Consider the following 1,796-nt stretch of genomic DNA (forward strand, 5'->3'; position numbering starts at 1 on the left):
TCGGCCACCTTGCGGCTATGCTCTTCGAGGGTGGGGTCTTGGGAGAACAAGCGCTCAAGCAGTGAGGAGATGACCTGCTTCTTGAATGACAGGCTGCTGGCGAGCTTGTTTTGGTACATCACATCCTCGGCTGTCTTGAAGGTGTCCTCGAATTGGTCCTCCCCCTCTTCCTTCACTGCGTACCCGAAGGAGACCGAGACCTGGATGCCTTTGATATGCTCTTTCTCAAGAGCGGTGTTGAGGCGTTTGACGATGGCTTGGGCATGGAGGGCATCGGTCTGCGGCAACAGGAGGACGAATTCATCACCCCCGATGCGGCTGATGATGTCGTCCTCGCGGCAGGTTTTGCGCATCACCTCGGCAACCTTGCGCAGCAGCTCGTCCCCGGCCTCATGGCCGAAGGCGTCATTGGTCAGCTTCAGGCCGTTCACATCTGCAACGACCAAGGTAAGGGGGTAGTAGGGTTCTGAATCCACTTCATGCTTGACCTGGTCGTAGTACCGGCGGTTGTTCAGGGTGGTCAGGGGATCGGTGAAGCTGAGCGAGAGAATCTCATGCTGTTTTTTCCGTTGCTCAGTGCTGTCGCGGAAGACCAGCACCACTCCGGTGATGTTCATTTCGGCATCGAGGATGGGGGCAGCACTGTCATCAATGTACCGTTCGAAGCCGTCGCGGGCTATGAGGATGGTGTCCTCTTCCAGTTCAATGGCATGCTTTACAGCAAGAACCTGTTCTACAGGATTGGGGCATGCCGATCGGTCCTTGCCGTACAGGATCTTGAAGATTTCCTCGAATCGCCTTCCTTTCGCTTCCTCTGCATTCCAGCCGGTAAGTATCTCTGCTGCCTTGTTCATGAATTGAACATTGCCGTGTGCATCGGTGCTTATTACTCCGTCACCGACGGAGAGCAGGGTAGTCTCAAAGAGGTTCTTCTCATAAATGAGCTGTGCCTCGGTTTCTTTCTGGTGGGTGATGTCGTCGATGATCATCACAAAATAGCTGTATCCTGGACTGAACGAGGAGATCCTGAAGAGCCTGCCCAGGCCGGCATTGTACGCATCGAAGATCATTGACTTCCCGGTTAAGGCGACCTTGCCATTGTATTCGAACCAATACGGCTCCACCACATCGATAATTTCAGTGATTCTCTTGCCGACAGCGTTCTTGTTCTCAAGACCCGTCTGTACTTCAAAGTTCTGATTGACCCTCAGAATGCAGAAGTCGTTGGGAACCCCGTTCTCATCCAAGAGAATCTGGCAATAGGCAAACCCTTGGTTCATGCTCTCAAATATTTTACGGTTCTCTTCCTCGCTGCGTGCCAAGGCCTGGGCGTCGGCCACCCGCTTGGAAATATCGGCATGGGTGCCTGTCATGATGACGGGATTGTGTTGGTCATCCCAGGTTATCACCTGCCCGCGATTGAGAATCCAGACCCAGTGACCGTCCTTGTGCTGCATGCGGACGTCGCAGGAGTAGAAGTCGAGCTGACCGCTGAAGTGTTGCTGAAGCTGCGAAAAGGAACGTTCAAAATCCTCAGGTTCGGTCAACCGCTTGAAGGTCTCGATGGTGACCGGCTCGAGTTCTTCTTTCGTGTAGCCAAGCAGGGCCGCCCAGTTGTCGTTGATCTGGATTGTTCCGGTTACAATATTCCACTCCCAGGTGCCCAGATTCGAGCCCTTGATAATCGAGGCGAACCGGTCGCGGGTCGAGCGAAGCTCACTCTGGTCGCGCTCCTGCTGGCGGCGGTAGCGGTCCAGACGAATTACCGCCCCACGGCCTGCAAAGAAGGTGATGAG

General features: G+C 54.5%; 1 protein-coding gene. It reads right to left on the reverse strand.

Features of this window, described 5'->3' with window-relative positions; all coding sequences use genetic code 11:
• Window positions 1-1,796 (reverse strand): PAS domain S-box protein (locus B3F49_RS08480; RefSeq protein ID WP_293910400.1); only part of this gene is annotated, 1,796 nt, incomplete at both ends.

Source organism: Sphaerochaeta sp. UBA5836, assembly GCF_002432845.1.
Lineage (GTDB): Bacteria > Spirochaetota > Spirochaetia > Sphaerochaetales > Sphaerochaetaceae > Sphaerochaeta.